This window comes from Dactylosporangium sp. NPDC005572 (genome assembly GCF_040605515.1).
Classification (GTDB): Bacteria; Actinomycetota; Actinomycetes; order Mycobacteriales; family Micromonosporaceae; genus Dactylosporangium.
Genome location: NZ_JBEXCY010000148.1, coordinates 2,855 through 29,261, shown reverse-complemented (window position 1 = coordinate 29,261; position 26,407 = coordinate 2,855). Strand labels below are relative to the sequence as shown.

Below are 26,407 nucleotides of genomic sequence, written 5' to 3'. Positions count from 1 at the left end.
CCGACGTATCGCGTGCGGGCCTCCAGGGGTACCACGAACGGCAGCTGCTCGGCCGGCACCCGCTCGGCCAGCAGTGACACCTGCGGGTCGCGGAACACCAGCTGCGACACGGTCCGGAACGCGACCACGCTGGCCGCGGCCGCCTGCGCGGGCGTCTGCCTCCGCATGGCGGCGCCGACGGCGAGCCCGACGACGGGCCCGAGCGCCACCTTCTGCGGCCGCACCCCCATGGCCCCGGCGACGGCGCCGCCGGCGACGGCGACCGCGAGCGGGCTGGCGCCGGCCTTGCCGGCCACCCACCCGGCGGGCGCGGCGAGCGCTCCGCTGGCCGCGATGCGCGCCCACACGGCGGGGATCTCGTTCGGCCGCTGCAGCGCGTGGGCGGTGCCGTCGATGACGGCGAGGGCGCCGGCGCCGAGGAGCGCGCCCTTGAGCGCGCCGCGCGGCCCGCGGTGCGCGGTGAGCGCCGCACCGGCGACGGCCCCCATGACGGCGGCGAACCCGATCCCCTGCGCGCGTTTGGCGTCCATGATGTTGATTTCTACACCGTGGAGCGGCGGAGCTCGGCCCGGGTAGGCCGATGGTTGCGGCCTACCCGGGCGGCCCGGGGTGGTGGCGGTCGGCGCGCCAGCGGGCCCCGGGCGGAGGAATGCTCTGCGTCAGCCGACCGGCGCGGGCAGGATGGCCAGGAGCTGGGTCGGCGGTTCGAGGGCGTCGACGAGCGTGTCGCCCTCCAGCCAGAGGCCGCCCGCCCGGCAGACCAGGGCGGCGGCGGCTTCGGTGGGGCACGGGAGCGGGGCGCCGCAGGCCGCGCAGCGGCTCGGGTCGTCCGCGTCGCGTTCGAGGTGGCGGACCTGCAGTTCGGCCGCCGTCTTCACCAGAACGCTGTCGGGATCCAGGTGCAACATGCCGATGATCGTGCCGGGGCGGCGCGCCGGGACGTCGGCAGGAAACGGGTGAAACCGCAGGATCACCCTATCTGGACGGTTGGCCCGATCCGGGGCATTGGTCGGCGCCCTGGGCCGCGCCGTCGGGCTGGTGGGGCGGGGTCGGTGAGCCCGCGTTGACGTGGACGCGGGCGCCGCAGACGGGGCAGCGGCTCATGGCCTCACCGGCGGTGGTCGACATCGGCGGTACCTCCAGAGCGAAAGGCCGGACGAAGGACTCATGCCCACCGTCCGGCCCGCTCGAACATCGCTCAGGCGCCGACGAGCGTCAGCATCTGCTTGATCTGCTGCGTCCGGGACAGCTCGACCCGCTTCGCGTAGTCCTTGACCGCCGCGTTCTGCCCGGCGCCGCCGAGCTGCTGGGCCATCTCGACCGCGTTGTGCTGGTGGGCGATGAGCAGGTTGAGGAACTTCGTCTCGAAGTCCGCGCCGGTCGCGTCCTGCAGCGCCTTGATCTCCTCCGGGCCGGTCGCGGGCCGGCCGCCGTGCGACGCGTGGATGCCCGGGTCGGTGGCGCCGGTGACCGGGACGTTCCAGCCGGTCAGCCAGCGCTGCATCATCTCGACCTCCTCGGCCTCCACGACGTCGATCGCGCCGGCCAGGTTGACGACCTCCTCGCGGACCGCCTTCGTGCAGCCCAGCCTGATCATCTCCAGGCCCTGCTTCTGGTGGCTGATCATCATCTGCAGGAACATCACGTCGGCGTCGTTGTGCGGCCCGTCCGCGGTGACCGGGATGCCGGCCGGGCCGGCGGCCAGCTCCGACGTCCCGGTGGGCGACTTGGCGACCTGCCCGCACCCGCTCAGGGCGAGGGCGAGCACGATGACCAGCAGGCGTCTCATACCGGCAGCCACAGGGCGAGCGTGTAGATCGGCTCCCAGGTGTAGATCGCCGTGTGGGCCTGCCGGCACTGGTACCTGCGGCCGTCGTAGGTCACGACGTCACCGACCTTGTAGGTGGTGCCGGCCGCCCACGCGGTGCCGGTCGCCTGGGTCGGCCTGGCGGACGTCGGTGCCGCGGTCGTCGTCGGGGCCCCGGTCGGTGACTTGGTCGGTGACTTCGTCGCGGTCGGCTTCGGGGACGCGGTCTTCGTCGCAGTGGCGGTCGGCGTCGGCGTCGTGCCGCCACCGGACCCGATCTGCACGTCGACGCAGTTGTAGAACGCGTTCGCCGTGTCCGCGATGTTCCACACCGCCAGGATCTTCTGCCGCCCGGCGTACCCGGCCAGGCTCACCTGGTGCGAGACGGTGGCGTTCGGCTGCTTCCCGCCGTCGTTGAACTGCGCGACCCGGGTGTTGCCGATGAAGTACTCCCACGTGCTCGTCGCGTGCCGCGCGGTGAGCACCCAGTTGAACGTCACCGACGTGCCGACCTGTGTCGCCGGCCAGTTCCGGCTGTCGTCGTTCAGCACCGCGAACTGCGACAGCTCGGCGTTGCAGCTCTTCAGCCCTTTCGGGCCCTCGACACTCTGCGGCTCGTATTGAATGGGGCCGCAGCCGGCGACCTTTCCCTGCGCGCACAGCGCCTGCCGGCTGGGCGGCGAGGAAACGTATCCGTGCGCCGAGGCCGGCCCGGCGAACACCAGGCTGCCGGCCGCCGCACCCAGCGCGACCAGCGGGTAGAGCACCGTTTTACGCATTCCCGAAAGCTATCGGAGGGGCGCTTAACGAGCCCTCTGCCGATTTGCAAGTTCGTCTGAAGCGTATTTACGGCGCTGTTAAGCATCCACCGTTTCCAGCGGTACCTGGGGCGAGCGCACGAGGCCCAGCTCGACGGCCGGATGGCCCTGCACCGCGTCGAGCGCCCAGTCGGCGATCACCCTCGTGCGGTTGCCCGGCAGCTGGAGCAGGTGATAGCCGCGGGTCACCGCCTTGGCGACCGGCCCGGACAGCGGCACGTGCAGCGGGTTGGCCGCCGCCTCCCGGCCGCCGAGGTCGACCACGAAGCCGAGGTCATGGTGCTTGTACCGGCGCCGCCGCCCGACCCCGAACGTCGCCGCCACGTTGCGGGCCACCAGGTCGCCCTGCCGCACCGCGTGCTGGGCGGTCATCGGCGTCAGCTTCCCGGGCCGGGTCAGGTCGGGCACCGCCGCCGCGTCGCCGGCCGCGAACATGTCGGGGTGGCCGGGCACGTTGAGGTACTCGTCGACGCACAGCCGCCCACGCTCGGTCGGCAGCCCCATCCCGTCGACGAGCGGGTCGGGCCGCACCCCGACGCACCACACGAGCGTTCGGGTGGGGATCGACTGCCCGTCGGTGAGCCGCACGCAGTCGTGCATCGCCTCGGCCACCGAGCAGCCCATGAGCACCTCGACGCCGCGCTCCCGCAGCACCCGGTCGGCGGTGCGCGACATCCGGCTCGACAGCTCCGGCAGCACCCGCGGCGCGGTGTCCAGCAGCAGCCACCGGGCCGGCTCGCCGGCCAGCGCCGGCTGGTGCTGCAGCAGCTCGCGGGTGGCCAGCTGGCCGTGGGCGGCGACCTCGGTACCCGTGTAGCCGGCCCCGACGACCACGAACGTCAGCCGGGCCGCCCGCTCCTGCGGGTCGGTGGCGGCCGCGGCCAGCTCGACCTGCCGGACGAGGTGGTCGCGCAGGTACAGGGCCTCCGGCACCCCGCGGAACCCGTGCGCGTGCTCGGCCACGCCGGGGATCGGCAGCAGCTTGTTCACGCTCCCGGCCGTGAGGATCAGCCGGTCGTACCCGACCTCGTGCTGCTCGCCCTCCACGTCCCGCCACAGCACGGAGCGCCCGTCGGGATCGATCTTCTCGGCCTCACCCAGCATCAGGTGTACCGAGGGCAGCGTCTTCGGCAGTGACACGGTCACCCGGCGCGGCTCCAGGATGCCGGCCGCGACCTCCGGCAGCAGCGGCAGGTAGAGGAAGTAGTCGGCCGGGTTGACCAGCACGATCTCGGCGTGGCCGCGGGACATGCGGACCAGCCGCCGGGCCGCGTGGAAGCCGGCGAACCCGGCGCCGACGATCACGATACGAGGCTTCTGCATGCCCCCGCCCGTACCCGGCCTGCCGCCGATCACGCGGCGACCAGGATGATCGACTCCATGGCCCCCAACAGCCCCCTCCGCACGGTCCTGCGCGCCGCCCAGGTCGCGCGGGTCCTCGCGGCCAGCACCGTCGGCCGCATCCCGCTCGGCGCGGCGCCCGTGGCCCTGCTGCTGTACGCCCGCGAGACCCTGTCGATCGCCGCCGCCGGCCTGCTCGTCGGCGTGTACACGGCGGGCCTGGCGATCGGCGGCCCGGTCCTGGCCCGCGTGGCCGACCGCTTCCGCCAGCCCCCCGTCATGCTGGCCGGCGCCGCCGTGTCCACGGCCGGTTTCGTCCTCCTCGCGCAGGGCGTCCCGCTGTGGGCGTCGCTGCTCGCGGCCCTGCTGGCCGGCCTGGGCGCCCCGCCGTTCGAGGCCGGCCTGCGCGTCCTGTGGCGCGACTTGCTGGACGAGCGCCAGGTCCCCACGGCGTACACCCTGGACATCGCGGTCCAGGAGCTCATCTTCGTCTTCGGCCCGCTGATCGCCGGCGCCTCGGTGGCGCTCGGCGGCCCTTCGGCGGGCGTGTACGTGACGGCCCTGCTGCAACTGCTGGGCACGGTGTGGTTCGTGACGACACCGGCGGTGCGCCGCTGGCGCGGCGTGGCGGCCGAACGCCACTGGGCGGGCGCGCTGCGCTCCCCCCATCTGGGTCTGCTGCTGGTGGCGGTGGTCCTGGTGGGCGCGGGCGTCGGCAGCCTCCCGGTGGCGGTGCTCGACTACACCGAGCAGTCCGGCGGCCAGGCTCCAGCCAGCCTTCTGACCAGCTGGATCCTCGCCGCCCAGGCGGCGGGCGCGTTCGCGGGCGGCCTGGCCAACACCCGCCTCCGGGTGGACGGCCGCCGCCTCCCGCTGCTGGCGGCGCTGCTGGGCCTGCTCTACGTCCCGCTGCTGCTGACCCCGGCGTCGGCGGCGTGGATGATCCCGCTGGCCGCGCTGTGCGGCGTCTGCCTCCCGCCGTTCCTGGCGGCGACGTTCCTGACGGTCGACCGGGTGGCCCCGCAGGGCACGGCCGCGGAGGCGTTCGCGTGGGTGGCGACGGCGTTCTCGGTGGGCGCGGCGCTGGGCGCGGCAGTGGACGGCGTGATCGTGGACGCGGCGGGCCCCCGCTGGGCCGGCTTCGCCCTCTCCCCGCTGGTCATCCTGCTGGCGGTCCCCTGGGTCCGCCCGGTGGCCCGAGCCACGACCTGAGGCCGGCCCGGATCGCGGAGAACGGCCGCACGGACCGCAGGCGAGACGGCCGCGAGCGGGGTGCAGGTCGCCGGCCGTTGGGCGGGTGAGGAATGCTGGGCGGCGTGCGTATCACCACGCTCGGGGAGCTCGCGGTCGACGGGAAGGCCGTGCGCGGGGAGCGGCTGGCCGTGGTGGTGCGGGAGCTCGTCGGGGCGCGCGGGCGGGCCGTCTCCGTCGCGGCGCTCGTCGACGCCGTCTGGGACGGGAGTCCGCCCGACGACGCGACCGGTGCCGTGCAGGCGCTCGTGGCGCGGGTCCGGCGGCTCGGGCTGCCCGTCGCGGCCGTGCCCGGTGGGTACCGGCTGCCGGCCGATGCCGTCGACGTCGACGCCGACCGGGTCCGGGACCTGGTCGACCTGGGACGGCGAGCCCTGAAGGACGGGGACGGCGCCGGCGCCCGGCAGGCCGGGGACGCGGCGCGCGCCGAGTTCCCCGAGGCGCCGGACCTGGGTGACGACGGGGTCGCGCGGCTGCTCGCCGACGTCGCCGGGCTGCGGGCCGAGGTCGCGATCCAGTCCGGCGCAGCGCCGGCCGACGAGCGGGACCTGCGCCGGCTCGCCGGGCTGGCGCCGCCGCACGAGCCCTCCGCCGCGCTCCTCATCCGCATCCTCGCCGCGCAGGGGCGGGACGCCGAGGCGCTCGAACTCGTGGAGCGGCTGCGGGGCGAGCTGGCCGAGCGGTACGGGGCCGACCTGTCGCCCGTCGTCGCGGCCGCGCATCTCGCGCTGCTGCGGGGTGAGCTGTCACTGAAACCGAAGCCGAAGCCGCCGCAAGCACAGCGGCGGCGGGTCTGGCGGCGCGGGGCGGCGAAGCTCGTCGGGCGGGACGGCGACGTGGCCGCCGTCGCCGACGCGCTGCGGAGCGCACCGCTCGTGACCGTCGTGGCCGCCGGCGGGGCGGGGAAGACCAGCCTCGCCGCCGCCGTCGCGGCCGCGGACGGGCGGGCCGTGTACGCGGTCGAGCTCGCGGGGCTGCGCACCCCCGCCGAGATCCTGCCCGCGGTGCTCGCCGCCACCGGTGCGGCCGACCCCGAGCGGGCCGAGGCGTGGGCCGCACCCGCGCGGCAGCGGCTGCTGTCCGCGGTACGGGAGCTGGATGGGGTTCTCGTGCTCGACAACTGTGAGCACCTGCTCGACGGTGCCGCCGCCCTCGCCGCCGAGGTGCTCGCCGCGGCGGGGGGTGAGCTGGCGGTGCTGGCCACCAGCCGGGCGCCGCTCGGGCTGCCCGAGGAGGTCGTGTACCGCCTCCGGGCGCTCCCCGACGCCGCCGCGCTGGAGCTGCTGGAGACCCGGGCGCGGGCCGGCGGGGCCGCGCTCGCGATCCCGCCGGACGCGGCGCTGGAGCTCTGCCACCGGCTCGACAACCTGCCGCTCGCGCTGGAGCTCGCCGCGGCCCGGCTGCGGCACATGCCGATCGAGGACGTGCTCGGCGGGCTCGGCGACCGGTTCGCGCTGCTCGACGACGCGCTGCGCGGGCTGCCCGACCGGCACGCCAGCCTGTGGGCGCTCGTGGACTGGAGCCGGGAGCTGCTCGCGCCCGAGGACCAGGAGCTGCTGGAGCGGCTCGCGGTCATCCCGGCGCCGTTCACCGCGGTGGCCGCGGCGGGCGTCGCCGGGCGGGACAGCCGGCGCGGGCTGGCCGCGCTGGTCGAGCAGTCGCTGCTGACGATCGCGGCCGGCGAGGACGGGCACCCGCGGTACCGCATGCTCGAAACGGTCCGCGAGTACGGCGAGACGCGGCTGGCCGACCGGGGTGACCGGGAGCCGGCGATGGCGGGGCTGACCCGCTGGGCCGCGGCCCGGGCGGCGGCGCTCGCGGCCGACTTCGTGGGGCCGGGGCAGCTGCAGGGGTACACCGCCTGCGCCGAGGATCAGGAGAACCTCGTCGCCGCCCTGCGGTGGGCCGTCGAGCACGGCGACGACCGGGCGGCGGTCGACGTCGCGGCGGCGCTGTTCCACCTGTGGACCGTGCGCGGCCTGCACCCGGAGGTGGCCCTGTGGGCGCGCCGGCTGTTCCGCGGGGACGACCCGGTCGCGCGGCGGCGGTCCCGGCTGCACGAGGCCGACCCGGACCGGCTGGCGTGGGTGTGCGTGCTCGCCGGGCTCAACGGGTTCATCGGCGACGACTACCGGCTGTACGCGCTGACCCGCCGGGCGCTGCGGCGGATCACCGGCGGGGTGTCGCACCGGGTGGCGGCACTGGCGGCGGCGATGCCGGCGCTCAGCTCACCCGACGCGCCGGCCAGCCTGCGCATCGCGGACGAGATGGCCGCCGACGCCGACCCGTACGTGCAGGGCTTCGGCTACTTCTGGCGGTCGGCCGCGCACGAGAACGCGGGGCGGCTCGACGCGGCCGCCGAAGACGCCGTGCGCGCGTACGAGCTGTTCGAGGCGGTCGGCGAGCACTGGGGCATGGGCATGTCCGCGCAGGCGATCGGCACCCGGGTCGAGTGGGGCGCGGGCGACTGGCTGCGGCGCAGCGCCCGGCACATGGAGCTGATCGGGGCGGCCCAGGACGTCGGCTCGATCCGGGTGCTGCTCGACTTCCAGCTCGCGCTCGACGGCGACGCCGAGGCGGCGCACCGGCTGGCCGAGGCCGCCGAGTCCACCGACCGCGACCGCCCCGACGCCGCCCAGGCGCGCCTGGCACTTGCGCAGCTGGCCTGGCGGCGCCAGGTGTACCCCGAGGCGCTCGCGCACGCCGCCGAGGCGCTGCGGCTCGCGGAGGACTCGCCGGCCGTGTTCCCGCAGATCCTGGTCGTCTTCCGGGTCGCGGTCGCGATCCTGCACCTGCGGATGGACGACGACGCCCGCGCCGCCGAGCTGCTGCGCGCCGCCCGCGACGAGGCGCTCGCCTCGCAGGACATGCCGGTGCTCGGCGCCTGGGCGATCGGCGGCGCGATGCTCGACGCGTACCGGACCGGCGCGCACACCCGGGAGCTGTGGGTGCTCGGGCTGCGACTCGGCGCCAACGTCGTCCAGCTGTTCCACGGCGACCAGGGCGACCGGCTCACGGCCGCCCTCGGTACCGAGGAGAGCCGTGAGCCGGTGCGCTCCGCCTGGCAGTCCCGCCCGGCCGCGGAGGTCGTGGAGCGGATCCGCGTGGTGATGGACGAGGTACTTCAGACCTTGCGGCGGTAGGCGGCCAGCGCCAGCGGCATGAAGACCGCTACGAGCGCCGCGCACCAGCCGAGCGTCCACCAGACGTGCGAGCCGAGCGGGGTACCGAGGAACAGCCCGCGCATCGCCCCGGCCAGGTGGGTGAGCGGGTTCACGTCCACGAACCCGCGCAGCCACGACGGCAGCGTCCGCGGGTCGACGAACACGCTGGACGCGAACGACAGCGGCAGCATGACGAGGAAGCCGATGCCCTGCACCGAGCCGGACGTCCGCACGATCATGCCGATGAACACCAGCGCCCAGCTGACGCAGAGCCCGAACAGCACGCCGAGCAGGCAGCCGGCGAGCGTGCGCAGCGGGTCGGTACCGATCCGGAAGCCCATCAGGTAGGCGAAGGCGAACGTCGAGGCGAGGACGACGACGTACCGCACGACGTCGCCGAGCACCGCGCCGATGAGCGGCGCCGAGCGGGCGATCGGCAGCGACCGGAAGCGGTCGAAGATGCCCTTCTCCAGGTCGCTGTTGAGGTTCACGCCGATCGAGATGGCGCCCATGGCGATCGTCTGCACGATGATGCCGGGCATGAGGAACTGGAGGTACTCGTGGGTGGAGCCGGCCACCGCCCCGCCGAACACGTAGACGAAGATGACCATGAACAGGCCGGGCTGCAGCGTGACGTCGATGAGGGCCTCGGGCGTGCGCCAGGTCTTGATGAGGCTGCGGCGGGTGAGCTCCAGTGAGTGCCGGAGGATCCTCATGCCGCCACCTCCTCGTTCGCGTGGTGGCCGGTGAGGGTCAGGAAGACCTCGTCGAGGCTCGGCAGGTGCAGGGACAGCTCGACCACCTCGACACCGGCGGCGCCGAGCTTGCCGACGGCCTCGTCGAGGGCGCTGCCGTCGCGGACCGGCACGGCGACGACGCCCTTGCGGATCTCCTCGGCGGGCCCGCCGGCCGACACCGCGGACAGGATCGCCGCGGTCTGCGGCAGGTGGGCCGGGTCGGCCGGGCGGACCTCCAGGGTCTGGCCGCCGACCCGCCGCTTGAGCTGCTCGGGGGTGTCGTGGGCGATGACCCGGCCGTGGTCGATGACGGTGATGGCGTCGGCGAGGGCCTCGGCTTCTTCGAGGTACTGCGTGGTCAGCAGCACGGTCGACCCGTCGCGCACGAGCGTGCGCACGACGTCCCACATGTCCTCGCGCTTGGCCGGGTCGAGCCCGGTCGTCGGCTCGTCGAGGAAGATCACGTCGGGCCGTCCGACGAGGCCGGCGGCCAGGTCGAGCCGGCGCCGCATCCCCCCGGAGTAGGTCTTCGCCGGCCGGTCCGCGGCGGCCGTCAGGTCGAACCACTCCAGCAGCTCGGCGGCCCGTTCCCGGGCGGCCCGCCGGCTCAGGTCGAGCAGCACGCCGAAGAGCACCAGGTTCTGCCGCCCGGTGAGATCCTCGTCCACGGACGCGTACTGGCCGGTGAGCCCGATCGCGGCCCGGACCCGCTGAGCGTCGCGGACGACGTCGTGCCCGGCGATGCGCGCCGACCCGCCGTCGGGCCGCAGCAGCGTGGAGAGGATGCGGACCGCCGTGGTCTTCCCGGCCCCGTTGGGACCGAGCACGCCGTGGACGGTGCCGCGGGGGATGGCGAGGTCGACGCCCTGCAGGGCCCTCGTCTCCCCGAAGCGCTTGACGAGGCCCTCGGCCTCCACCATCAGGTCTGTGGTCATGCCCCTGAGCCTGCGGCGGCCCGCCGACACGCCACCGACAAGCCACCGACACGGCCGTGTCGGTGGCTCCCCGGCGTCATGGCATCAGGCGCAGGTCGGCACGGGTGCGGTGTTGGTCCCGTTCCACGAGGCGAGAAAGCCGAACGTGACCGTGCCGGTGCCGTTCCAGGCCGCGTTGCGGACGGTCACCGTGGCGCCGGACTGGCTGACCGTGCCGTTCCACAGCTGGCTCACCTGCTGCCCGTTGGCGAACGTCCAGGTGACGGTCCAGCCGGTGCGCCCGGCCGGGTTGGCCACGACGACCTCGCCCTGGAAGCCGCCCGGCCACGAGTTGACGATGCGGTAGGTGGCCGTGCAGGCGCCGGCGGGCGGCGGACTGCTGCTCGTGCTGCTCGACGGCGACGCCGACGGGCTCTCCACCGTCCCGCCCAGGGCGGTGACGATCGCGTTGTACGCCGTGGGCTTCTTCTGGAGGTTCTCGTCCCACGGCAGCGCGGCGCCCTGGCCGGAGAAGACCGACGGCACCCAGGAGTACTTGTCGGTGTAGTCCCAGATCGTCACGCCGACGCAGCGGGTGACCGCCACGCAGGCCTTCACCACGTTGCTGTAGTACGTCGCCTGCGTGGCGTCCTTGGTGGCGTCGCGGGGCAGCACCATGCGGACGTCGAGCTCGGTGATCGCCACGTCGACGCCGAGGTCGGCGAAGCGCTGCAGGTTCTGCTGCATCTGGGAGGGGAAGCCGTACTGGATGGCGAGGTGCGCCTGGAAGCCCACCCCGTCGATCGGCACGCCGTCCGCCTTCAGCTGCTTGACCAGGTTGTACATGGCGTCGGACTTCGCGCCCAGCCCGTCGGTGTTGTAGTCGTTGACGTACAGCTTGGCGTCGGGGTCGGCGGCGCGGGCGGCCCGCAGCGCGGTGGCGATGTACGCGCTGCCCATCGCGTTGTAGAACGGGGTCGCGCGGTACGTGCCGTCCTCGTTGAACGGCTCGTTGACCACGTCCCAGGCGACGACCTTGCCCTTGAAGTGGGTCGCGACCTGGGTGATGTGGTTGACCATCGCCGGCTGTACCTCGGCCGCCGGCAGCGAGCCGACCCACGAGGGCAGCTGGCTGTGCCAGACGAGGGTGTGCCCGCGGACGGTCATGTTGTGCGCCTGGGCGAAGCTGACGATCGCGTCGCCGCGCGTGAACGAGAACGTGCCGCGGGTCGGCTCGGTCGCGTCCCATTTCATCGAGTTGCCCGGCGTGGTCTGGCCGAACTCGCCGCCGCCCAGAACGGCGGTGTACGCGGTGTCGCTGAGCTCGCCGTTGTCGGTGGCGGAGCCGAAGTACTTGCCCTTGGCGGCGGCAAGCTGGTGCAGGGTCTGGGTGGCTGCCCCGGCCTGGACGAGGTTGACCGCCATGGTGGCGGTCACGAGCCCGGCGACGGTGACGGCACCGATGAGCCAGCGTCGATTCATGAGGCTCAATGGTGGTGCGGGCTTCCGGCCAGTCAAGCGCTTCGACAGTGCGCTGTGCTTGTGCAGGGGCGGCCCGCGAAAGTTCCATGTGGACGCCCCTGGACCCGGCAGAGTCCAGGGGCGGCAACAGAGCGTGACCGAGCGTGGCGGCCGCATGGGACGGTCGCCTGAAGGCATTGGGACGATCAGGTCGTCACGATGGTTCCATCAGGCTGGCGGGTGCAGGTCACGGCCCGCGCCGCGGTGGTGGCGGCGCCGGCCAGGCACTTGCCGAGCACGGTGTGGCCGGCCGCGGTCGGGTGCCACGACTCCTGGCAGGTCTGGAAGTACGTGACGCAGGTGTTCGCGATCCGCTGGATGGCGATCTTGTCCTTGCCGTCGAGGCTGGTCACGAAGACCCCGCTCGCCCCGTCCTGCAGGCGGATCGGGGTGGCCAGGGCATTCGCCGGGCTGCCGGCCTTCTCGCACAGCCGGGCGCCGTCGAACGCGCGCTGCACGTCGAGGAAGACCAGGTCGTCGTTCGGGAACTCGGCGGCGAGGGTGTTGCGGGTGCTCTGCACGAGCGTGCCGAGGCCCTGCGAGAACAGGTGACCGGCCGACAGGCTGGCCCGGTGGATCGGGCAGCCGGCCGCGTACCGCTCGGCGCCCAGGGCGCGGAACTTGTCCCGGTCGTCGGCGCGGCCGTCCTCCTCCCAGTAGGTCGGGTCGAGGTCGAAGGGCAGCGGGTTGGTGTAGTCCTGGAAGACCACCCGGTGCTGGCCGTCGGCGTCGATCTGGTCGAGCGTGGTGAGCAGCTGCCGCGCCGCGGCGATCGTCTCGTTGGTCGCCGCCGTCAGCTGGGCGGCGGTGGCGAGGTCGCCGGCGGTGCAGGGGGCCTGCTCGACCGGGCCGTTGAGGTACGCCCAGAACTCCCACCAGCCGGTCCACGCGTCGGCGATGAAGCGGTTGGCGCACTTCTCCGCCACGTCGCCGAACGTGAAGGAGCTGTTGTTGGAGCCCAGCCCCACCAGTACCAGATCGATGTCGTGCGTCTGGGCGACGGCCCGCAGCTGGTCGAGCTGCGCCTTGACCTGGCGGCCCTTGTCGCGGCCGGACGAGGCGTTGGCGATGTCGTACGGCCGGCCGCCGGAGCAGGCCAGGTTGAAGCGGGCCTGGATGCCGGGCAGCGCGGCCTGGTTGATCGAGGCGTTGGCGGAGCGGTGGCAGAAGAATGCGTTGGTGTTCGGCGCCGACCAGCCCGGGAAGCCCTGGGCGACACCGTTCAGGTCGGCGACCGGCTGGTAGCTGCCGGCCCCCTCACCACTGATGAAGCTGTCGCCGAGGGCGACGGCGGCGGTCGGCAGCGCGGCACTGGCGGGTGACGCGGACGCGACCACTGCGCCGGCGGCGACCAGGGTCACCACGAGCGCGGCACGACGGAACACGGACACGGCGGTCTCCTCGATCCCATCGAATGTGAAAATTCTTCCGAGACCGGGATCAGATCATGCGCCTACCATGGCCGTCAATGCGTTTCCCTATGTTCCAGGTCGGCAAAGTCTGATTCGAGCATGGCCGCCAGCGCGAGCAGGTGATCCTCACGCCCGTGCGCGGCCACGACCTGCACGCCGATGGGCAGCCCGCCCTCGCTCCGCCCGAGCGGCAGGCTGACGGCGGGCTGCCCGGAGAGGTTGAACACCGTGGTGAACGGGCCGTACGTCAGCATCACGTCGAGCCAGCCGTCGACGGTGTGCCGTGGGTCGTCGTAGTCCAGGGTCCCGTGCTCTGCCGGCAGCTGGGCGAGGGTCGGGGTGAGGAGCAGGTCGTACTCCGCGAAGAAGCCCCACACGCCCCGGGCCACCCGCTCCGCCGCCGCTGCTGCGCTGAGGAGGTCGAGCGCGCTCATGGTGTGGACCCCGGCGATGACCGCGCGGGTCACGGCCTCGAGCTTCGCCGGGTCGGGCGGCCGGGGTGCGGCGAGCATCGGCGCGACGTTGGCGGCGAGGTCGCCGCGCATGGCGATCCGGACGTCGTCCCAGTCGAGGCGGGGCGCGGCCGGCTCCACTACGAGGCCGAGGCGCTCGAGCAGCTTGCCGGCGCGCTCGGTGGCGGCGGCGACCTCCGGGTGGACGGGCACTCCGGACCAGGCGACGGTGGTGATCCCGGCGCGGAGCGCCCGGTCGGGCGACCGACCGAACGCGGAGAGGTCGGTGCCGGTGGGGAATGCCGGGCCGTACAGCGCCTCGAACAAGCGCACCGTGTCGCGGACCGTGCGGGTCAGCGCGAACTCCCCCAGGTGCGGCGACCCCGGCAGCCGGCCCGCGCTCGGCTTCAGGCCGACCAGGCCGCAGCACGACGCCGGTACGCGGATCGAGCCGGCGCCGTCGTTGGCGTGCGCGATCGGTACCGCCCCCGCCGCGACCAGCGCCGCCGCGCCGCCGCTGGAGCCGCCCGCGCCGCGCGCCGGGTCGTACGGGTTGCGGGCCGGGCCGTGCCGCCGCGGCTCGGTCGCGAAGCTCAACCCCAGCTCGGGCATCGTCGTGCGGCCGAGCGTCAGCAGGCCGGCCCAGCGGAACCGCGCCATCACCTCGGTGTCGTGCTCGGCGACGACGAAGGGCGGCACCGCCCGCGAGCCGACGCCGAACGGTATCCCCGCGGCCATCGGCACGTCCTTGACGAGGAACGGTACGCCGAAGAACGGGCCGCGCGGGTCGCCGGGAACCCTGAACAGCGGGCCGGCCAGCCCGTTCACCCGCCGGTCCGCGGCCTCGACGGCCAGCAGCGCGACCCGCTCAACCTCGGCCGCCGACACCTCACCGGCGCGGACGAGCGCCGCGATCGCGACCCCGTCCAGCCGCGCATACTCGTGGAGTTCCATGCCTTCGAGCCTCATCCGGCGGCGGGTGTACCGCATGAGCGCCAGCACTGATCCCCGGCACTGACCTTTGGCAGGATGGGGGCATGTTCGCCGGCCGCACCGCCGAGCTCGCGCGGCTCAGGCAGCTCGCACACGGCCTGGTCGTCCTGTCCGGGCCGGCCGGCGTCGGCAAGACCCGGCTGCTGCGCGAGGCGTTCCCGGAGGCGCTGCGGGTGCGGTGCCCGCCCGACGACGACGCGCCGCCGATGTGGCCGTGGCTGCGGGTGCTGGCCGCGCTCGGGTGTACCGCGCCGGCGGAGACGGGGTTCGCGGGGGCCGTCGCCATCGCGGACCTGATCGCGGGGTGCGCCGGGCAGGTGGTGATCGTCGAGGACCTCCAGGACGCCGACGACGGCTCGCTGGCCGTGGTCCGGCACCTCGCGGGCGCACAACCCGGGGCGGTCGTCGTGGTCACCGTGCGCAGCGGCGCGCCGGTGCGGCACCCCGAAGCGTTCGCGCGAGCGGAGGACGAGCTCGGCCGGGCGCTCGGGGTGGTCCGGCTCGCGCTCGGGCCGCTCACCGTCGCCGAGACGGCCGGGCTCGACAGCGTCCCGCTGCTGGCCGGCGCGGCCCGGCAGGCGCTGCGCGACGGGGCGTTCGACGACGCGGCGCGGCTGTTCGAGCGGTGCCTCGGCGCGCTCGACCACGCCGGCGACAGCGGAGACGCGGAGCGGGCCGCGCTGGTGGTCGAGCTGGCCCGGGCCGAGTACCGGGCCGGGCGCCCGCGGCGGGCCTCCGAGCACTGCCTGGTCGCCGCCGAGCTGGCGACCGCCGCCGGGCGGGCCGACCTCCTCGCGGCGGCGGCGCTCGTGATCCGCGGCACCGGGGACGCGGACGTGGCCGTGCGGGCGGCGCTGCTGTGCGAGCGGGCCCTGGCCGGCGCCGGGCCGGGCGACCGGGTGCGGCTGCTGGCCCGGCGGGCCGCGCTGCACGCCGACGCCGACCGGGTCACCGAGGCGGAGAGCGCCGAGGCGCTGCGGGCCGCCGAGGACGGCGGCGACGACGGGGCGCTCGCCGACGCGGTACGCGCGCGGATGTGGCTGCTCGACGACCCCGCCGAGCGGCTGCGGCTCGCCGGGGTCACGGTCGACGCCGGGCTGCGCACGGGGCGGCTCCTCGAGGCGGTGCGGGGGGAGCTGTGGCGCGTCGACTCGCAGTACCACATGGGAAATCTCCGCGGCGTGGACGACGGGCTCGCACGCCTGCGGGACCTGGCCGAGGCGGCCCGGCTGCCGGTCGCCGACTGGCATGCGCGGCGGGCCGCAGCGGCGCGGGAGGCGCTCGCCGGCCGATGGGGCGCGGCGCGGGCGCTGAACGAGGAGGCGCACGAGGCCGCCGGGCGCACCGGCGACCGGCTCGCCGCCGCCGTGACCGACCTGTTCGCGGTCCTGCTCGGGCTGGTCCGCGGCGACCGCGGCGAGCTGCGCGCCGGCTGGGCCGCGCGGCTGGACGACGGGCCGCGGCTGCCGCTCGCCGACGCCGTCGCCGCGCTGCACCACCTCGTCGACGGGGCGGCGGGCGAGGCGCGGGCGAGATACGAGCGGCTGCGGCACCTGCTGCGCGACCCGCCGCCGGGCCTGCGCCGGCTGGGGATGCTGCAGTTCCTCACCGAGCTGGCGCTGGCGTTCGGCGACGCCGAGGCGGCCGCGTGGGCCTACCCGCAGTGGCTGCCGTGGACGGCGGCGGGCGGGCTGCCGGGCGGCGCGGACACGTTCGGCGGAGGTGCCGCGGCGCGGCCGGCCGGGCGGCTCGCGGCGCTGCTCGGGCGGGACGACGAGGCCGTCGCGCTGCTGCGCACCGCCGTCGAGGTCAACACCCGGCTGGACGCCGGGCCGTGGCTGGCCCACACCCGGCTCGACCTGGCCGCGCTCACCGGCGACGCAGCCCTCGCGGCCCGCGCCGCCGCCGACGCCCGCCGGCTCGACCTGCCCGGCCCGGCCGCGCGGGCGTCCACTGTGGACCCGCTCACCGGCCGGGAGCGGGAGGTGGCCGCGCTCGTCGCCGAGGCGCTGAGCAACCGGGAGATCGCGGCGCGGCTGGTGCTCAGCGAGCGCACGGTGGAGAGCCACGTGCGGCACATCCTGGCCAAGCTCGGGCTCTCGAACCGCACCGAGCTGACCGCCCGGCTGCTCACGCCCTGGTGACGGTGAACATGTAGCAGCCGTACGCGACGTTGCGGCTGTCGGCGCGCACCACGCCCGGCTCGGCGAGCACCGCCTCGACGACGCCCTCCGGGTCGGTACCGTCGTGGACGCGGGTCGCCGGGTGGATCCAGCCGCGCTCGTCGTAGGCGCGCAGCACCTGCTTGCGGCCGCGCCACTGCGCGGGGTAGCCGCCGGCCGGCCCGGCGCAGGGTTCGGCGTGGGCGAAGACGGCGCCGATCTCGCGATATGGGGTACCGCCGGGCAGCACCGGCTCGTAGCCGAACAGGATCAGCGCCTCCCCGGCGACGGCGTCGCGCAGGCAGCAGCGCACCGGCTCGCCGCCCGCCGCGATCGCGGGCTGCACGGGGTTGCCGGACACGTCGAGCCCGGTGCGGCGGGCGCTGTCGAGGGCCTTCGGGTCGAGCCCGTGAACGGTGAACATGGCGTCGAGTCTGCCGCCGCGCCGCGCGGGTGGCTGGCGGGAATCGGCCGTCGCGTTCGCCGGAACTGCGCCCGCGCGCGGACCTACCGTTGACGGAGTGCAGCGCGTCATCCAGGTGCGGAACGGCACCGGGGCGGGGGTCAGGCGACCTGCTCCGTGGGGTGGGGCGCACGAGGATCTCGTTGATCGCGACGTGGCGCGGGCGGGTCACGATGTACGCGATGTTGTCGGCGATGTCCGCCGCCTCCAGCCGCTGGACGTTCGCGAAGCGCTGGCGGATCGAGTCGAGGATCTCCGGGCGGTTGTGCTCGGCCAGCTCGGTCGCGGTGCCGCCCGGCTCGACGAGCGAGACGCGCACGAAGCGGCCGGTCACCTCCTGGCGCAGCGCCTCGCTGAACGCGCCGACGGCGTGCTTGGTCGCGTTGTAGACGCCGCTGCCGTTGCGGGCCACGCGGCCGGCCACGGAGCTGATGTTCACCAGGTCGGCGACCCGGCGGGGGCCGTCCGAGGCGGCCGCGAGCAGGTGTGGCAGTGCGGCGTGGGCGCAGTACAGCAGCCCCATCACGTTGACGGAGACCATGCGCTGCCACTCCTGCACCGGCGCGTCGGCGACGGGGCCGAGCAGCATGACGCCGGCGTTGTTGACGAGCGTGTCGAGGCGGCCCAGCTCGTCGACCGTGCGCTGGACCGCGGCGCGGGCCTGGGCCTCGTCGGCGACGTCGGCCTCGACGACGACGGCCCGGCCGCCGGACCCGGTGATCTGCTCGGCGATCTCGCGAAGCCGGTCGGCGCGGCGGGCGACGAGGGCCACCGCGGCGCCCTGCGCGGCGAGCGCGAGCGCCGCCGCCGAACCGATGCCACTGGATGCGCCCGTGACGAGCGCGACGGTGCCGTCCAAACGATCTGCCATACGGCAAACCTACGCGTCGAGGTCCTTGCGGATCTCCTCCAGCACGCGGGAGGTGTCGGTCGGCGGGCGCGCCTCGACGCAGAGCCGCTCCATAGCCTCGGCGTACAGGTCGACGTCGTCGCGCTTGTCGAGGTACAGCGCGCTGGTGAGCTGCTCGATGTAGACGACGTCGGGCAGGTCCTCGTCGGGGAAGCGCAGGATCGTGAAGGCGCCGCCGGCCGCGGCGTGGCCGCCGGCCTGGAACGGGATCACCTGTAACCGCACGTTGGGCAGGGTGTTGGCCTCCAGCAGGGCCTCGACCTGGGCGCGCATCACGCTCAGGCCGCCGATCGGGCGGCGCAGCGCGGCCTCGTCGACGACCACCCAGAGGCGGGCCGGCTGCGTCTCGCGCCTGAGGATCTGCTGGCGCTGCATGCGTAACTCGACGCGGCGCTCGATCTCCTCGGGCTTGGCCCGGCCGTGGCCGAGCAGCACGACGGAGCGGGCGTAGTCGCGGGTCTGCAGCAGGCCCGGCACGAACTGGACCTCGTAGTTGCGGATGAGTGCGGCGGCGGCCTCCAGGCCCAGGTACGACTGGAACCAGTTGGGCAGGACGTCGCCGAAGCGGTGCCACCAGCCGGGGTTGTTGGCGTCGCGGGCCAGCGCGAGCAGGCGCTCCCGCTCGGCCTGGTCATCCATCCCGTACAGCGTGAGCAGGTCGGCGACGTCGCGCTCCTTGAACCCGACGCGCCCCAGCTCCATCCGGCTGATCTTCGACTCCGACGAGCGGATCTCCCAGCCGGCGTCCTCGCGGCTCACCCCCTGCGCCTCGCGCAGCCGGCGCAGGTGTGCGCCCAGCAACATCCGGAGGACCGTGGGGCCTCCGGACGCGCCTCCTTCAGGTGTACCGGTCGTCACCTACCGCCTCCGGAAAGTCAACAGCCGCGGACGGCCGGAGTAAGCATGCCATGACCGGACAGTAAGCGGGAGTGGGCCTACGTACCCGCCTTACTGATCTCTCTGCGTATCCCTTACTCAGCTAACAGATTGTCGAAGTCGCCGTCACGGGCGCCGCCGACGAAGGCCTCGATCTCGGCATATGTGTAGATCAGGGCGGGTCCGAGGGGATCGCGCGAGTTGCGCATGGCGAACCCGGAGCCGTCGGGCAGGCGGCCCAGTTCGACACAGCTGCCGCTGGGGTTGCTGCGACGGCTCTTCTGCCAGGTCACGCCGGTCAGGGCGGTGGCCGGCATGCCGTTGTACGTCTGTTCCATGGATGTCTCTCTGATCCATTGAAGGAAAGTTCACCGAGGAATCGGCGTCTGCACGTGCATCGGCTCTTGCGTCTGCAGCCGACAACGCGCATGCTAGCGCATGTGCGGATGTCAGGAGACGCTCACAATTCGTGATCAAAACCAGACATCTGCCCCCAAATGATCGAGGCTCTTCCCCACCTGCGATCGAAGAAGGGACGCGCGCATGGATCCCCTCGCCTTCCTGGCCGGCGCGGCCGCGGCGGCAGGGGCGTGCGCGAGTCTCTGTATGTACGTGCGCGCGCGCGGCGCCGAGCGGGAGGCCGCCCGCCTCCGGGCCGAGCTCGACGTCCAGCGGCACGCCGCCGACCACGACGCGCTGACCGGCCTGCCCAACCGGCGGGCCTTCTACCAGCGCGGTGCCGCCCTCGTCACCGACCCGAGCCGGCACCCACTGGTCGCGGTCGTCCTCGACGTCGACGGCTTCAAGGAGATCAACGACGCCTACGGGCACTCCGCCGGCGACGAGGTGCTCGTCACCATCGCCCAGCGGTTGTCCGTCTGCGCTCTGACCGGCGATCAGCCGGGCCTGGTCGCCCGGCTGGGCGGCGACGAGTTCGCCGGCCTGATCGCCAGTCACGGCACGCCCGAGGAGCAGGCCGCCCGCCTCAGCGAGGCCCTGTCGGCTCCGCTGCGGCTGGCCGGTCAGACCGTGACCGTCAGCGCATCGGTCGGGCTCGTCCCCGTCGAGCCCTTCGCGCACCTGGCCGACGCGGTGCACCGGGCCGACGCGGCGATGTACCGGACCAAGAGCGCACGACGCCGCCCGCTCCTGTCCCACCAGCACCTCGTCCACACGACCATCCGCCTCGGCCGGCCCCGGCAAACGGCCGAGAAGGACACCACCCGCCCGACCCCGGCGTCCTAAAGGGAACGCGACATGGACCTCAAAGAGCTCGTCCGACAGCGCCGCCGCCACCAGCCCCGCCCCCGGTCCTGGCTGGCCAACAAGCTCAAGCGCGGCGAGCAGTGCCGCGACTGCCACCGGCCGTGGCCGTGCGACCAGTACGTCAGCGCGCGCAACTCGGTGCTGGTGTACGCCCTGCGCCGCCTCGAGCTCGCGCGCCCGGGGAGCCTGGGGTGAATGTCGCACACATCCCGGGCCGGCCGACCTGGCTGTGCACGGGATGTGGCGACCCGTGGCCGTGCGCGGCGAAGCGGCACCAACTGCTCGCCGAGTACGGCGAGAGCCACGCCGAGCTGCGCACCATGATGGCGCTGCGGGTGGCCGACGCCGCCGAGGACCTGCGCCAGCTCGGGGCCGAGCAGCTGTGGGGCCGGTTCCTGGGCTGGCTGCCGGCGCCCGGTCAGGGGCCGGTGATCCGCTGGGTCGCGAACCCGCCGCTCGGCGGGCACCGCCGGCCGGCGAACGAGGCCGCGGTCACCACGCTCCCCGCGCCACCAGCGGGTAGTGGTCCGACGCGGACTCCGCCGCCCCGCCGGTCACGACGCGGCACTCGGTGAAGCGGGCGGCCGCCGCCGGCGTCGCCATGATGTAGTCGAGGCGCAGCTCGGTGAACTCGGCGCCGCCGCCCCTCGTCGTCGGGACGGTCCACGCCTGGCCGGTGCCGCACCTGCGGTACACGTCCACGAATCCCCGCCGGGCCAGGAGCGCCATCGCCCGCGTGTCGACCCCGCGGCCGATCCGGCGCAGATGCCTGCTGCGGTACTGCGGGGGCAGCGTCGCCAGCTGCACGCTGTGATCCGTCCAGGGGTCCAGCGAGTTGAGGTCGCCCAACAGGACCGCCTCCGGCCGGCCGCGCAGGAACCCGGCCAGCCAGCGCGCCTCCCGCAGCCGCACCCGGCCCCACAGGGGGAACAGGTGGGCGCTCACCACGGTCAGCGGCCCGCTCGGGGTCGCCACCCGCACCCAGGCCGCGGCGTGGAAGAACGGCCGGGGCACCGAGCCGGCCGCCAGCACGCGCAGGTGCCGCGCGACGAGCAGCCCGACGGGCTGGCCGCCGGTCGGCCGGGCCACGTGCCGGCGCATGCCGGTCGCCGCGCCGAGATCGGGGGCGCCCCGCAGCTCCTGCACCGCCACGATGTCGGGCGCCGCCTCCGCGATCACGCCCGCGACCGCGTCGAGGCGGCCCTTCGCCCCGTTGCGGATGTTGTACGTCATGAACGTCAACGACATACGCTGCCCACGTGAACCACGCTCTCACCGCCCTGCACGACGCCCGTGACGAAACGGTCGCCACGCTCGCCGACCTGATCCGGATACCCAGTGTGGGGGGCACCCCTGCGGAAAGTGAGATCGTCCACCACGTGGCCCGCCTCCTGCAAGCCGAGGGCGTCGAGGTCGACCTGTGGCCGATCCCGGTCGCCGAGCTGGCCGCCCGCCCGGACTTCCCCGGCATGGAGGTCGACCGCGACGAGGCGTGGGGACTGGTCGCGCGGCTGCCGGGCACGGACGCGGATGCGCGGTCGCTGATGTTCAACGGACATCTGGATGTGGTACCGCCGGGAGAGCGCACCACCTGGTCCGCCGACCCCTACTCCGGTGACGTCCGCGACGACCACGCCTGGGGCCGCGGCGCGTGCGACATGAAGGGCGGGTTCGTCGCGGCGCTGTCGGCGCTGCTGGCCCTGCACCGCAGCGGCACCCGCCCGCGGGGTGACGTGCTGCTCGCCGCGGTGGTCGGCGAGGAGGACGGCGGCCTGGGCACGTACGCGGCCCTGGCCCGCGGCTGGCGGGCCGACGCCTGCGTGATCACCGAGCCGACCGCCCTCGACGTGCTGGCCGCCAACGGCGGGGCGCTGACGTTCCGGCTGCGGGTGCCCGGCCTGGCCGCGCACGCGTGCGCCCGGACCAGCGGGGTCAGCGCGGTGGAGAAGTTCCAGCTGATCTTCCCGGTGCTGCGCGCGCTGGAGGCGGCCCGCAACCGCGAGGTCGACCCGATGATGCACCGCTGGGACGTGGCCTACCCGCTGGAGATCGGCACGGTCCGGGCCGGCGACTGGGCCTCGACCGTCCCCGACCTGCTGGTCGCCGAGGGGCGCTTCGGCGTCGCGCTCGACGAGCCGGTCGAGGAGGCGCGGGCCGTATTCGAGCGCACGGTCGCCGAGGCGTGCGCCGGGGACCCGTGGCTGAAGGAGCACCCGGTCACCGTCGAGTGGTGGGGCGGGCAGTTCGCCTCCGGCCGCTGCCCCTCGGGCACCGACCTGGTCCGCCGGGTGCAGGCCGCGCACGACGGGCCGGCGCCCGCCGTGGTCGGCGCGCCGTACGGGTCGGACCTGCGGCTGCTCACCGCGGCCGGGATTCCCACGGTGCAGTACGGGCCGGGCGTCGGCTACGGGCACTGCCCGGACGAGAAGGTGTCGCTCCCGCAGGTCTTCACCTGCGCGGAGACGCTGGTGCGGATGGCCACCGCGGATGCCCCGGTCGATGGCTCGGTCGATGCGTAGGGTTGACCCGCTGCTGTAAAGACTGTTTACTAATCAGCCTACGGACGCTCACCGCGGAAGAGGCTGGTCGATGCGCATCCCTCGCTCGCTGCTGCTCACCGTCGTCGCCGGCGCCGCGATCGTGCTGGTCGCGCCGCTCGCCCAGGCCGCGTCCGCGGCCCTGACCGCGACCTTCACCCAGTCCTCGGTGTGGAACAGCGGGTACGGCGGGGCGTTCACGATCGTCAATCGCGGGGACGCCGCCGCGAACGGCTGGGTGGTCGAGTTCGACCTGCCGGCCGGGTCGTCCGTCAGCAGCTCGTGGGACTCGGTCCGGAGCGGGAGCGGGCAGCACTACCGGTTCGCCAACGCCTCGTGGAACGGGTCGGTCGCGGCGGGTGCTTCGACGTCGTTCGGGTTCAACGTGGCGGGTCTCGGCACCCCGGTGAACTGCCTGCTCAACGGCGCGCCGTGCGCGGGAGGTCCGGCGCCGTCCGCCTCGCCTTCTGCCTCGCCCGCTGCCTCGCCCACTCCCCCGCCGTCGACGCCTGCTCCCAGTACACCTCCTCCTTCCGGAACGATCGTGGACGTCTCGACGGCCGCGCAGCTCTCCAGCGCGATGGCCGCCGCCCGGCCCGGGCAGACGATCCGGCTGGCGCCGGGCACCTACGACGGCTCCTTCATCGGCACCGCCGTCGCCACGGGCGCGGCCCCGATCACCGTCACCGGCCCGCGCACCGCCGTCGTCACGAACCCGGCGCCGGCCGGCTCGGGGCCGTCATGCCCGGTGCCGACGCCCGGCTGGGACCCGGGGTACGGCATCTGGATCGCGAACGCGGCATACTGGCGGCTGACCGGGTTCACCGTCGCCAACGCCAAAAAGGGCGTGGTGGTCGACAACTCGCCGCACGTCACGATCGACGGCCTGTACGTGCACCACATCGGCGACGAGGGTGTCCACTTCAGACGGTCCTCTTCGGACGGTGTGATCCGCAACTCGGTCGTGGAGTACACGGGGACCGCGCAGCCGGCGTACGGCGAGGGCGTGTACATCGGGTCGGCCAACTCCAACTGGGACTGCCACGGCAACGTGGGCGGCATGGACCGCTCCGACCGGGTGGAGGTGCTCGACAACCGGATCGGCCCGTACGTCTCGGCCGAGCACATCGACGTCAAGGAGGGCACGTCGAACGGCCTGATCCGGGGCAACACGTTCGACGGCACCGGGATCTCGGGCCAGAACTCGGCCGACTCGTGGGTCGACGTAAAGGGCACCGGCTACCTGATCCAGGGCAACAGGGGGACGTTCGTACCGCCGGGCACGTTCGCCAACGGCTACGAGACGCACAACCCGGTCGCCGGCTGGGGCTGCGGCAACGTGTGGCGCGACAACGTCTCCGACCTGGGCGGCGTGGGCCGCTACGCGATCAACGTGACGTCGACGTCGAAGTGCGCCGGCAACCTCAACGTGGTGTACGCCTCGAACACGGTGTCCCGGGCGACAACCGGCCTGACGAACATCGCGGTGACCCCGTGAGTCGCTGGCCGATCGGTTGATTGTATATATCGATGGTCTTTATATAGTGATGGGTATGACTGGCTTACCGTTACGCGAACCGACGTTCCTGGTCCTGACCGCGCTCGCCGCCCAGCCCCAGCACGGCTACAGCGTCCTGGAGGACGTGCGGCGCATCTCGGAGAACCGCGTGCGGTTGCAGGCCGGCACGCTGTACGGCATCCTCGACCGACTCCGCGTGGACGGCCTGATCGAGGTGGACCGCGAGGAGGTGGTGGCGTCACGCCTGCGCCGCTACTACCGCCTGACAACCCAGGGCCGCGACCTACTGACCGCGGAGACGGACCGCCTGCACCGCAACGCAGCCGCCGCGGACCGCCGCCTACGCCAGGTCCCCGCCGCCTAGCACCCGTGCGGCGACACCTCCCGCCGGACCAGGACCTCCCGCGGGCGGAGGCGGTCGCGGACGGCGGCTGTGGGGGGATCGGGGTACGGTGCGGTGTGCCCGCCGATCTTCGCCGCGCCCGGTTCGCGGGCAGCCTGCTCTTCCTCCTCTTCGGCATGGCGCTCGGCGTCTGGACCGCCCGGGTGCCGGCGGTCAAGGACGCGGCGGCGCTCACAGACGGCACCCTCAGCATCGCCCTCCTCGGGCTGGCCGCCGGCGCCATCACCGGCCAGCAACTCGCCGGCCGTCTGGTCGACCGCTTCGGCCCGTTGCGGGTCGCCGCACCCACCGCGCTGGCGGAGGGCGTGCTGCTGCTGCCGACCGCGTACGCCCCCGCCCTCGTCTCCCTCACCGTCGCCCTCTTCGTCTTCGGCGTCAACCACGGCGTGCTGAACATCGCCATGAACGCCGGCGCCCTGCGCACGCAGCAGGCCTACGGGCGGCCGATCATCTCCTCCTACCACGCGGTCTACAGCATCGGCGGCTTCGCCGGCGCCGCCCTCGGCGGCCTGTGCGCCCACCTCACCTGGTCGGCCCGGGCAACCTTCCTCCTCACCGCCGCCCTCACGCTGGCCCTGGCGTCATGGTCGCTGACCTGGCTGCGCCGCGCGCCGCTCCCCACGCCACCGCCGACGACAACCACCGCGCGGCCCGCCGAGGCGCCGGCCGATATGTCGCCAACCGATGCGCCGGCCGATGCGCCGACCAGTGCGCCGACCAGTGCGCCGACCCACGCGTCACGGGCATCTTCGACGCCGGCGGCCCCAGATCCGAGCGACGGGCCCGCGAGCGCGGCGGCGGACAGATCCGCCCCAGCCGACGACAGCACACCCGCGATCGCGTCGCCCGACGGATTTGCCCCAGCCCGTGGCAGCGCACCCGCGAGCGCTGCGGTCTCCAGTGGTGGCGCTGGGAGCGCAGCCGCCTCGGGTGGTGGAGCAACGGGCGCTGCGACCTCCGACGGTGGAGCCGGGAGCGCTGCCGCCTCCGGCAATGGCGCCGCTAGCACTGCGACCGGCGGTGGCGGCGGGAGCGCTGCCGCCTCCGCTGATGGGGATGGCGGCGGCTCCGGCGCTGCGCTTGTTGGTGGCGCCGGCCGTCTGTCCGGACGTGGTCGCGGCGGCGTGCTGCACGGGGTCTGGCTGCTGGGCGTGCTTGCGTTCAGTGCGCTGGTCGGGGAGGGTGCGGCGGCTGACTGGAGCGCGGTCTACCTGCGCGACACCCTCGGCGGCACCGCGGGGTTTGCCGCCGCGGGCTATGCGGCGTTCGCCGTCGCGATGACCGGCGCCCGCCTCGTCGGCGACCGGCTGACCGCGCTCCTCGGGCCGGTGCGTCTGGTCCGTGCCAGCGCGCTGGTCGCCGCGGCCGGGCTCGGCGTGGCGCTGCTGCTGGAGCACCCCTTCGCGGGCGTCGCGGGCTTCGCGTGCCTGGGTGCCGGTCTCGCGTGCATCGCCCCGCAGGTCTTCTCGGCCGCGACCGCCCGCAACCCGGCCAACCCCGGCAAGGCCCTCGCCCGCGTCGTGAGCATGGGCTACGCCGGTTTCCTCGCCGGTCCCGTCCTGATCGGCGCCGCCACGGCGGTCGTCCCGCTGTCGGCGGCGCTCGCCGTGCCGGTCGTCCTCGCGCTCTTCGTGGCCGTCAGCGCCGGCGCGCTGCGACCGGCGGACGCCGAACCGGCCACCGCCTGAACCGTGCACCACCGGCCCAGCGGCCGCCACCGTGATGAACGACCATGGCGGAACGCCGCCGGCCGCCCGCACGATGAAGGGCCACGGCAGCACCCAGCCGGCCGACACCGTGATGAATGACCATGGCGGAACGCCGCCGGCCGCCCGCACGATGAAGGGCCACGGCAGCACCC

Annotated in this window: 23 protein-coding genes and 2 pseudogenes; 10 read left to right on the top strand and 15 right to left on the bottom strand. The window is 74.2% G+C overall.

Annotated elements, in window-relative coordinates; genetic code table 11:
- From ABZS66_RS43685 to ABZS66_RS43665, 5 genes and pseudogenes are all read right to left on the bottom strand, one after another.
- Positions 1 to 530 (bottom strand): annotated as a pseudogene (locus tag ABZS66_RS43685) (hypothetical protein); the annotation flags it as partial.
- A gap of 129 nt (positions 531 to 659) precedes the next feature.
- On the bottom strand, positions 660 to 908 hold the full coding sequence (locus ABZS66_RS43680) for a hypothetical protein (protein ID WP_354768562.1): 249 nt from the start codon (positions 906 to 908) through the stop codon (positions 660 to 662).
- Positions 909 to 1,198: 290 nt separating this feature from the next.
- Positions 1,199 to 1,789, bottom strand: coding sequence for a DUF305 domain-containing protein (locus tag ABZS66_RS43675; protein WP_354768560.1), 591 nt, complete (start codon positions 1,787 to 1,789; stop codon positions 1,199 to 1,201).
- Positions 1,786 to 2,586 (bottom strand): lytic polysaccharide monooxygenase, encoded by an 801-nt coding sequence (locus tag ABZS66_RS43670; RefSeq protein WP_354768558.1) that lies wholly within the window; start codon positions 2,584 to 2,586, stop codon positions 1,786 to 1,788. Before ABZS66_RS43670 ends, ABZS66_RS43675 begins: the two co-directional genes overlap by 4 nt.
- Positions 2,587 to 2,664: 78 nt before the next feature.
- A complete protein-coding gene (locus ABZS66_RS43665) occupies positions 2,665 to 3,948 on the bottom strand; it encodes an NAD(P)/FAD-dependent oxidoreductase (RefSeq protein WP_354768556.1) in 1,284 nt (427 codons plus the stop codon).
- Between the two features lie 57 nt (positions 3,949 to 4,005).
- Between ABZS66_RS43665 and ABZS66_RS43660 the strand changes: the two genes are divergently transcribed.
- On the top strand, positions 4,006 to 5,178 hold the full coding sequence (locus tag ABZS66_RS43660; protein ID WP_354768554.1) for an MFS transporter: 1,173 nt from the start codon (positions 4,006 to 4,008) through the stop codon (positions 5,176 to 5,178).
- A 104-nt stretch (positions 5,179 to 5,282) separates the two neighbouring features.
- Positions 5,283 to 8,360, top strand: a complete 3,078-nt coding sequence (locus ABZS66_RS43655; RefSeq protein ID WP_354768552.1) for an AAA family ATPase — start codon at positions 5,283 to 5,285, stop codon at positions 8,358 to 8,360.
- On the opposite strand, the gene ABZS66_RS43650 is transcribed toward ABZS66_RS43655, so the two are convergent.
- From ABZS66_RS43650 to ABZS66_RS43630, 5 genes are all read right to left on the bottom strand, one after another.
- Positions 8,342 to 9,097, bottom strand: coding sequence for an ABC transporter permease (locus tag ABZS66_RS43650; RefSeq protein WP_354768551.1), 756 nt, complete (start codon positions 9,095 to 9,097; stop codon positions 8,342 to 8,344). The two genes, ABZS66_RS43655 and ABZS66_RS43650, sit on opposite strands and share 19 nt — an antisense overlap.
- Positions 9,094 to 10,053, bottom strand: coding sequence for an ATP-binding cassette domain-containing protein (locus ABZS66_RS43645; RefSeq protein WP_354768549.1), 960 nt, complete (start codon positions 10,051 to 10,053; stop codon positions 9,094 to 9,096). The genes ABZS66_RS43650 and ABZS66_RS43645 overlap by 4 nt, the downstream gene beginning before the upstream one ends.
- 84 nt (positions 10,054 to 10,137) lie before the next feature.
- Positions 10,138 to 11,514 carry an endo-1,4-beta-xylanase gene (locus tag ABZS66_RS43640; protein ID WP_354768547.1) on the bottom strand — a complete coding sequence of 459 codons (1,377 nt, stop codon included), beginning with the start codon at positions 11,512 to 11,514 and terminating at the stop codon, positions 10,138 to 10,140.
- Positions 11,515 to 11,699: 185 nt separating this feature from the next.
- Positions 11,700 to 12,917, bottom strand: a complete 1,218-nt coding sequence (locus ABZS66_RS43635; RefSeq protein WP_354768568.1) for a hypothetical protein — start codon at positions 12,915 to 12,917, stop codon at positions 11,700 to 11,702.
- A gap of 101 nt (positions 12,918 to 13,018) precedes the next feature.
- Positions 13,019 to 14,371, bottom strand: a complete 1,353-nt coding sequence (locus ABZS66_RS43630; RefSeq protein ID WP_354768545.1) for an amidase family protein — start codon at positions 14,369 to 14,371, stop codon at positions 13,019 to 13,021.
- 83 nt (positions 14,372 to 14,454) lie between these two features.
- Between ABZS66_RS43630 and ABZS66_RS43625 the strand changes: the two genes are divergently transcribed.
- A complete protein-coding gene (locus ABZS66_RS43625; protein ID WP_354768543.1) occupies positions 14,455 to 16,554 on the top strand; it encodes a LuxR family transcriptional regulator in 2,100 nt (699 codons plus the stop codon).
- On the opposite strand, the gene ABZS66_RS43620 is transcribed toward ABZS66_RS43625, so the two are convergent.
- The 4 genes and pseudogenes from ABZS66_RS43620 to ABZS66_RS43605 form a co-directional block, all read right to left on the bottom strand.
- Positions 16,541 to 16,996 carry a DUF1203 domain-containing protein gene (locus tag ABZS66_RS43620; protein WP_354768542.1) on the bottom strand — a complete coding sequence of 152 codons (456 nt, stop codon included), beginning with the start codon at positions 16,994 to 16,996 and terminating at the stop codon, positions 16,541 to 16,543. The genes ABZS66_RS43625 and ABZS66_RS43620 overlap by 14 nt on opposite strands.
- A gap of 268 nt (positions 16,997 to 17,264) precedes the next feature.
- Positions 17,265 to 17,906: pseudogene (locus tag ABZS66_RS43615) on the bottom strand (SDR family NAD(P)-dependent oxidoreductase); the annotation flags it as partial.
- Between the two features lie 9 nt (positions 17,907 to 17,915).
- Positions 17,916 to 18,749 (bottom strand): helix-turn-helix transcriptional regulator, encoded by an 834-nt coding sequence (locus tag ABZS66_RS43610; protein ID WP_354768540.1) that lies wholly within the window; start codon positions 18,747 to 18,749, stop codon positions 17,916 to 17,918.
- 167 nt (positions 18,750 to 18,916) lie between these two features.
- Positions 18,917 to 19,159: a DUF397 domain-containing protein gene (locus ABZS66_RS43605; RefSeq protein WP_354768538.1), complete on the bottom strand. Its 243-nt coding sequence runs from the start codon at positions 19,157 to 19,159 to the stop codon at positions 18,917 to 18,919.
- Positions 19,160 to 19,364: 205 nt separating this feature from the next.
- Here ABZS66_RS43605 and ABZS66_RS43600 point away from each other — a divergent pair, with 205 nt between their 5' ends.
- The 3 genes from ABZS66_RS43600 to ABZS66_RS43590 are packed head-to-tail and all read left to right on the top strand — an operon-like array spanning position 19,365 to position 20,662.
- A complete protein-coding gene (locus tag ABZS66_RS43600) occupies positions 19,365 to 20,066 on the top strand; it encodes a GGDEF domain-containing protein (protein ID WP_354768536.1) in 702 nt (233 codons plus the stop codon).
- A 12-nt stretch (positions 20,067 to 20,078) separates the two neighbouring features.
- Complete coding sequence (locus ABZS66_RS43595; protein ID WP_190248193.1) at positions 20,079 to 20,282, top strand: hypothetical protein; 204 nt, start codon at positions 20,079 to 20,081, stop codon at positions 20,280 to 20,282.
- Positions 20,279 to 20,662 (top strand): hypothetical protein, encoded by a 384-nt coding sequence (locus tag ABZS66_RS43590; RefSeq protein ID WP_354768534.1) that lies wholly within the window; start codon positions 20,279 to 20,281, stop codon positions 20,660 to 20,662. Before ABZS66_RS43595 ends, ABZS66_RS43590 begins: the two co-directional genes overlap by 4 nt.
- Here ABZS66_RS43590 and ABZS66_RS43585 read toward each other — a convergent pair.
- Positions 20,580 to 21,320, bottom strand: coding sequence for an endonuclease/exonuclease/phosphatase family protein (locus ABZS66_RS43585; RefSeq protein ID WP_354768566.1), 741 nt, complete (start codon positions 21,318 to 21,320; stop codon positions 20,580 to 20,582). The genes ABZS66_RS43590 and ABZS66_RS43585 overlap by 83 nt on opposite strands.
- Before the next feature lie 26 nt (positions 21,321 to 21,346).
- Between ABZS66_RS43585 and ABZS66_RS43580 the strand changes: the two genes are divergently transcribed.
- From ABZS66_RS43580 to ABZS66_RS43565, 4 genes are all read left to right on the top strand, one after another.
- Positions 21,347 to 22,606, top strand: a complete 1,260-nt coding sequence (locus ABZS66_RS43580; RefSeq protein ID WP_354768532.1) for an ArgE/DapE family deacylase — start codon at positions 21,347 to 21,349, stop codon at positions 22,604 to 22,606.
- Positions 22,607 to 22,676: 70 nt separating this feature from the next.
- Positions 22,677 to 24,122, top strand: coding sequence for a cellulose binding domain-containing protein (locus ABZS66_RS43575; RefSeq protein ID WP_354768530.1), 1,446 nt, complete (start codon positions 22,677 to 22,679; stop codon positions 24,120 to 24,122).
- 55 nt (positions 24,123 to 24,177) lie between these two features.
- The gene (locus ABZS66_RS43570) at positions 24,178 to 24,507 is read left to right on the top strand and encodes a PadR family transcriptional regulator (RefSeq protein WP_354768528.1); all 330 of its coding nucleotides are present in this window, start codon (positions 24,178 to 24,180) and stop codon (positions 24,505 to 24,507) included.
- Positions 24,508 to 24,602: 95 nt separating this feature from the next.
- A complete protein-coding gene (locus ABZS66_RS43565; protein WP_354768526.1) occupies positions 24,603 to 26,234 on the top strand; it encodes an MFS transporter in 1,632 nt (543 codons plus the stop codon).
- Positions 26,235 to 26,407: the final 173 nt, after the last annotated feature.